At 55.8% G+C, this 6,266-nt stretch carries 5 protein-coding genes and 1 pseudogene; 4 read left to right on the forward strand and 2 right to left on the reverse strand.

The window, feature by feature from the left end; translation table 11 throughout:
* Positions 1–71: 71 nt before the first annotated feature.
* Together DW823_RS09460 and DW823_RS09465 are read right to left on the reverse strand one after the other, a co-directional pair.
* Positions 72–722: a helix-turn-helix domain-containing protein gene (locus DW823_RS09460; protein WP_118082023.1), complete on the reverse strand. Its 651-nt coding sequence runs from the start codon at positions 720–722 to the stop codon at positions 72–74.
* Positions 723–724: 2 nt separating this feature from the next.
* Complete coding sequence (locus tag DW823_RS09465; RefSeq protein WP_118082025.1) at positions 725–1,975, reverse strand: arginine deiminase family protein; 1,251 nt, start codon at positions 1,973–1,975, stop codon at positions 725–727.
* 278 nt (positions 1,976–2,253) lie between these two features.
* Between DW823_RS09465 and DW823_RS09470 the strand changes: the two genes are divergently transcribed.
* The 4 genes and pseudogenes from DW823_RS09470 to DW823_RS09485 all read left to right on the forward strand — a co-directional run.
* A complete protein-coding gene (locus DW823_RS09470; protein WP_118082027.1) occupies positions 2,254–3,690 on the forward strand; it encodes a YfcC family protein in 1,437 nt (478 codons plus the stop codon).
* A gap of 54 nt (positions 3,691–3,744) precedes the next feature.
* Positions 3,745–4,989 (forward strand): arginine deiminase family protein, encoded by a 1,245-nt coding sequence (locus DW823_RS09475; RefSeq protein ID WP_118082029.1) that lies wholly within the window; start codon positions 3,745–3,747, stop codon positions 4,987–4,989.
* 85 nt (positions 4,990–5,074) lie between these two features.
* Positions 5,075–6,082, forward strand: a complete 1,008-nt coding sequence (gene argF / locus DW823_RS09480) for an ornithine carbamoyltransferase (RefSeq protein WP_117584179.1) — start codon at positions 5,075–5,077, stop codon at positions 6,080–6,082.
* 23 nt (positions 6,083–6,105) lie between these two features.
* A pseudogene (locus DW823_RS09485) lies at positions 6,106–6,266 on the forward strand (carbamate kinase); the annotation flags it as partial.

Raw genomic sequence — 6,266 nt, forward strand, 5'->3', positions numbered from 1 at the left:
CTCTCTTCATGAGCCCCGCAGTCCGCTCCGACTGCGGGGCTTTTGCTGTAATAAGTGCTGATTCCTAGTGATTATTCGCCCAGGTCATGGGAGGCTTGAAACCAAACAATGACACCGAGGATTCTAATCCTGCGCTTGTCGAGCACAATGTCGGGCTCGGCCGTTCGGTAGGAGTATGACGAAAGCAATATCGAGCTTGTGCCGACGCTGTAGCGCCTGATCACCATTCTCGAATTGTCTGCAATTGCCAACACCGTACAGCCATTCCATGGCTTTTTATTAGGATCGACAAGCAGGAGCGAGCCGATTGGATAGCATTTCGACATGGCTGAAGTGTCCATTTGGACAAAGAAGCAGTTGGGGTGCCGGGCGAGTAGCGAGGGGGCCGATGGTACCGTTCCCGTCCGTTTAAGGCCTGTTCTGCCGCTGCTCATCGTGATCTTAAACGCATCGCACACTTCGCTCGGCTGGCAGTTTTCCTTTGGCCTACTTTTCTTGGGAAACTCATTCTGTGCTGCAAGGCCTGAGGCCTCTGAGGTCAGGTCGTCAGGCTGCAGGTTAAACACCGAAGTTATTGTTTGCAGCGTCGATTGACGTATCGCCGACCGGCCCTTTTCCCAGCGGCATACGGTCTCCTTGGAGACGCCGATGAGCTTTGCAAACTCCTCTTGCGTGAGGGAGCTCTTCTTTCGAAGGGCCTTGATGTTCTCTCCGACCCCCATGGCTAGATTGAGCGGGCTAGGGGGAGACAGAGGCAGTCGGGCCCGCCAAAGCCGCTTGTGAGCTCAAAGATCGATATGGGCACGAGTTCTATCCCGGCCTGTTCGAGAGCGGCGTTGGTCTCGGTGTTCTCCCCGTAAACGCAGACCTTTCCGGGCTTAAGGCAGAGTGTGCTCGCGGCGTTGTTGGCCCTTTCGCGCTCGGCGGCAGCGGGGTTCGATCCGCCGCAGAGGATAAACCTCAGATTATTTGAGCCAAGTGCCATCCCAATCGCCTCGCGGATCCCTCCCTCGACGATTGCGGCACGGGTCGTCCACTCGCGTCTCCCTCGCGTGATTCGGTAGACTTCGGCCTCCTCCAGCAAAGTGCGATCGATGAGGAACGTATCGTAGTCGACACGGCTGAAATAGGTGTCTAAGTGAATGCAGAGTTCGTCATAGGGGACCTTGATCGCCCAGACAGATTCGATGGTCGAGTCCTTATTCCACAGCACCTCTCGTGCTAGCGAGTCTATGGCCAGGGGCTCGGTGCGCTGCGAGATGCCGATAGCTACGTTTTCACTGTTTAGATTGTGAACGTCGCCGCCTTCGAGATGATATGTAGATTCGTGCTTGAAAAACTGCGGCGTTCCCATAAAGGTCGGATGGTAGTTAAAGATCGTCTGGTAGGCGATGACCTCGCGGTTTCGTTCTGGCCAGTACATGTGATTGAGTGTCGCGCCGCTTCCTATGACGCTTACCGGGTCACGCGTGAACCACATGGTGTTAAGCGGGTTTACGAGAAGATCCTCGGGGAGGTAAGCGTCTCCAGTCAATGCCGCGAGGCTATGCGCTTCCCTCTCGGTATCAAAGACCTGGCCGTAGCGAATGCCTTTGATGGCTGTTTGGACAAGGTCGAGAGAGCTCTTGGCACCCTCGAGAAGATCGCGTATAGCCGATTGAAGCTCGATTCCCCTGACTCCGCACTCGGAGATATACAGATCGATAAAAGACTGGCGGGCCCGGCTCGACTGATCGAGGGCTTCGATGAGCAGGTCTTCGACATAGAAGAGCTCCACCCCCTCGTTCTTTAGGATGTCCGAATAGGAGCGATGCTCTGCCAGCGCTTTTTCGAGGTCAAAGGAGCTGTTTGAGGGGCGCAGCGTAAACACCTGGTTGAATTGTCCGTCTGGATAGTTGCGCGTTTCGTTGCCGGGGCAGTGCAGGAGGGCTTTCTGAAGCTTTCCTATTTCATTTTGGACCTGGAGAGCAGACATGAATCCTCGTTCCGGATGTAGCGTTATCTCGACTCTTATGGTGACACATTTTTAAATCATTTCACCTTTTGTCATAAATTGAGTATTCATAGATGCTTTTCAAGACATGGAATTGACATTAAATATCAATCCAAAGCAATAATTGATAAATAACGTCAAGTAGAAAACCGTTTATAGCGAAAACCAGCGCGCTGGTGGACGAAAAGCACGCGGGGGATGCGGCTGATGAAAAAATCAAATCGCCGGCAGAGGTTACACCAACGAATTAAGGAGGGGAAATGGCAGAGACAGAGAAGAAGCGCGGTATCCGCGTCCCCCATGTATACACCATCATCCTTGCTTTAATGGCTATTTTTGCGGTTATGACCTGGTTGGTTCCTTCGGGATCGTTTGAACGTCAGGAAGTTAACGGTCGCGAGGTGACGGTCGCGGGCACTTATGAACCCATCGACAAGGTCTATACCGATGAGGACGGCAACGAGGTCGATCTTCGTCAAGGTGTCTTTGATGTTTTGGAAGCCCCTGCGGTCGGTATCCAGCAGGCCGTGGAGGTTGTTGCGTTCATCCTGATTGTGGGAGGTTCGTTCCAGGTCATCACCGCGACGGGTGCGATTACAAGCGGCGTGGCGCGTGTCGTCAAGAAGTTCAAGAGTAAAGACGTTCTCATCATCCCGATCTTGATGATCCTTTTCGCTCTGGGTGGAAGCACCTTTGGCATGGCTGAGGAAACGCTCCCGTTCTTCGCAATCCTCATGCCAATCATGATGGCCATGGGCTTCGACTCCATCACAGCGTTTATGACGGTATTTGTAGGTGCTCGAATCGGCTATATCGCTTCGACTGTCAACCCGTTCAACGTCCTGATCGCTCAGGGAATCCTGGGTATCCAGGGCAATCCCCAGCTTTGGCTGCGCATGATCGCGCTCGTGGTCCTTACGACCATTGGCGTCGCTTGGGTCATGGTGTACGCCCTCAAGGTCAAGAAGAACCCCGAATCCTCCCTCGCATACCATGACGACATCAAGAAGCGCGAGGAGTTCGGCGCCGACGGGAACCTTCTCGAAAGTGAGTTCACCGGCAGGCAGAAGGCCGTCATGGCCATCTTTGTGCTCGGCCTCGTTGCAATCATCTGGGGGCTCGTGACCCAGGGCTGGTACATGAACGAGATCTCTGCCATCTTCCTGGCTATGGCCCTTCTTGCCGGTGTCGTTTCCGGCATGAATGAGAAGGAGATCGCCGGTGAGTTCGTCAAGGGTATCGCGGATTTCGCCTTCTCCGCCATTGTGGTCGGCCTTGCGCGCGGCATCCTCGTGATTGCGAATGACGGCATGATCATTGACACGATCCTCAACACGCTTGCAACGGCTCTTGCCGGCGTTCCCCCGGTTGTGTTCACGAGCATTCTCTACGTGATCGACAACCTGCTCTCGATCCTTGTTCCGAGCTCTTCGGGTATTGCGGCGCTTACGATCCCCATCTTTGGACCCCTCGTTGAGCTCATGGGCCTTAATCCCGAGGCCGCTGTGACGGGTCTCTCCATGGGCAGCGCGGCCATGTCGCTTATCTCGCCCACGAGCGCCATGCTCGTTGCCGGACTCGGCGTGTGCAAGATCCCCCTTGGCCAGTGGTGGAAGGTCGCGTGGAAGTTCTTCGTGGTCGTTAGCATCGTCTGCTTGGCATTTACCGCCGTGTCGGGTCTTATCCCACTGGCGTAGCCCATAAGGTTTTTTGGAAATCAATTAATCGGTCATCAAAAGAAAGGACGAAAAATGAGTAAGGGACTGAACGTCCACAGCGAAATCGGTGCTCTCAAGAAAGTTTGCGTCCATCGCCCCGGTATGGATCTTGTAAACATGAAGGCGGAGGATTTCGACCGCGTTTGGATTCACGACGCGTTCTATCTGGACTATGCCCAGAAAGAGCACGATCAGTTTACCGACCTTCTTCGCGGCGCTGGCGCCGAGGTCGTCTATATGGAAGAGCTGCTCGCTGAGACGTTTGACAAAGTCGAGGGCACTCGCGCAGAGTTCATGACGAAGTTCATGGGTGAGTCCGGCATCTCCAACGCGGCCCTTCGCCAGGCCGTTGTCGAGAAGCTTGATTCGATTAAGGACAACAAGGAGTTTGTCCTTGCTGCCATGGGCGGCCTCTACGTTCGCGACCTCGAGATCCCCAAGGTTGGCGGTTCTCTTGCCAGTATGGACGGCGAGGAGTTGAAGGCTGACGATATGGTGCTGTTCCCCATGCCGGCCTCGTATTTCTCCCGTGACCCTCTGGCTGTCGTGGGCAAGGGCGCTACCATGAACCGCATGTACTGGAATCAGCGCAACCGCGAGGTAATCTTCTACGAAACGGTGCTCCGCAACCATCCCGATTATGCCGGTAGCCCCATCTGGTACGACCACAACAGCGAGTGGCATATCGAGGGCGGCGATATCCTCAACATCAACGCCAAGACGCTCGCCATCGGTATTTCCGAGCGCACCCAGACTGCGGCCATCGATGAGCTCGCCAAGAATATGTTCTGGGGTTCCGATGAGGCCGAGATCGAGAACATCTATGCCATCAAGATCCCGCACGGCTACGCCTACATGCACCTCGACACCGTCTGCACGCAGGTCGATCGCGATAAGTTCACGGTCTATCCCGGCATCTACCAGACGCTTCGTGCCTACCGCCTGACCAAGGGCGATGCAGAGGGGGAGGTGCATATCGAGGAACTCGAGGGCACCCTGCAGCATATCCTCGAGCTTGCGACGGGTATGGACCATATCACCATGATTGAGTGCGGTGGCGGCGATCCGATCGAGGCTTCCCGTGAGCAGTGGAACGATGGTTCCAACACTCTTGCGGTCGCACCGGGCAAGGTCTGCGTGTATGAGCGCAACGTTGTCACCAACGATGCTCTTTACAAGGCTGGCGTCGAACTGCTCGTCGCTCCCTCCGAGGAGCTTTCTCGCGGTCGCGGCGGCCCGCGCTGCATGACCATGCCGTTCTGGCGTGAGGAAATCTAGTCAGCGTTAGCGTATCTGGGCGGCGCGTGTGGTCTGCGCCGCCCATCCCTCCTTGTGTGTTCCAACAATCGAAAGGACTCAAATCATGGCTCTTAATCTTTCTGGTCGAAGCGTTCTTACCCTGCTTGACTTTACGTCCGAGGAAATCGAGTACATGCTCGACCTCTCAAAGAACTTCAAGGATATGAAGCGCGCCGGTTATCCGCACCGCTTTCTCGAGGGCAAGAACATTGTCCTGCTGTTTGAGAAGACCTCAACGCGCACGCGCTGTGCCTTCGAGGTCGGCGGTATGGACCTGGGTATGGGTGTGACCTACCTCGACCCCGGCTCGTCGCAGATGGGCAAGAAAGAGTCCATCGAGGATACCGCCCGCGTGCTCGGTCGCATGTATGACGGTATTGAGTATCGCGGCTCCGACCAGTCGATCGTCGAGGAGCTTGCCGCCAAGGCTGGCGTTCCCGTCTGGAACGGTCTGACCAACGAGTACCATCCCACCCAGGCCCTTGCCGACATTCTTACCATGCGTGAGGAGTTTGGCGACACGCGCGGCATGAAGCTCACCTATATGGGCAAGGAGCAGGGCAACGTCAGCGACTCCCTGATGGTTATCTGCGCCAAGCTCGGCATTAACTTCTGCTCCTGCGGACCCAAGGGCGATGTCGAGGGCGCCACGCACTTCGATCCCGAGCTTCTTGAGCGCTGCCAGGAGATCGCCGCTCAGAATGGCTGCACGATCCAGCTCACTGAGGATATCGACGAGGGCGTCAAGGATGCAGACGTGATCTATACGGACGTTTGGGTCGGTATGGGTCAGGCTGAGGAGCTGTGGAAGAGCCGAATCGATCTTCTCTCTCCCTATCGAGTAACGCCCGAGGTCATGGCCAAGGCAAACCCCGGCGCCATCTTTATGCACTGCCTGCCGAGCTTCCACGATACGCAGACCACCATCGGCGCCGAGATTGCCGAGAAGTTCGGCGTGACCGAGATGGAGGTTTCCGACGAGGTCTTTGAGAGCGCGCAGTCTCGTGTGTTCCAGGAGGCCGAGAACCGCATGCATACCATTAAGGCCATGATGTACGCGACGCTTCGCTAGTAGCTGGGAAGTGAACGAATACTATGAGTAAACCGTACGGTAAGCCCGACCGCATCGTTGTCGCCCTTGGCGGCAACGCCCTCGGCAACAACCCCGTCGAGCAGATCCAGGCCGTGAGCAACACCGCCCACGCTCTCCTTGGTCTTATCGAGCAGGGTAACGAGATCATCATCACCCACGGCAA

The organism is Collinsella sp. AM34-10 (assembly GCF_003469185.1).
Lineage (GTDB): Bacteria > Actinomycetota > Coriobacteriia > Coriobacteriales > Coriobacteriaceae > Collinsella.

Coding starts and splice junctions, on each gene's coding strand:
- argF (WP_117584179.1), top strand. CDS start 5,075: ATGGCTCTTAATCTTTCTGGTCGAAGCGTTCTTACCCTGCTTGACTTT.
- DW823_RS09470 (WP_118082027.1), top strand. CDS start 2,254: ATGGCAGAGACAGAGAAGAAGCGCGGTATCCGCGTCCCCCATGTATAC.
- DW823_RS09475 (WP_118082029.1), top strand. CDS start 3,745: ATGAGTAAGGGACTGAACGTCCACAGCGAAATCGGTGCTCTCAAGAAA.
- DW823_RS09465 (WP_118082025.1), bottom strand. CDS start 1,975: ATGTCTGCTCTCCAGGTCCAAAATGAAATAGGAAAGCTTCAGAAAGCC.
- DW823_RS09460 (WP_118082023.1), bottom strand. CDS start 722: ATGGGGGTCGGAGAGAACATCAAGGCCCTTCGAAAGAAGAGCTCCCTC.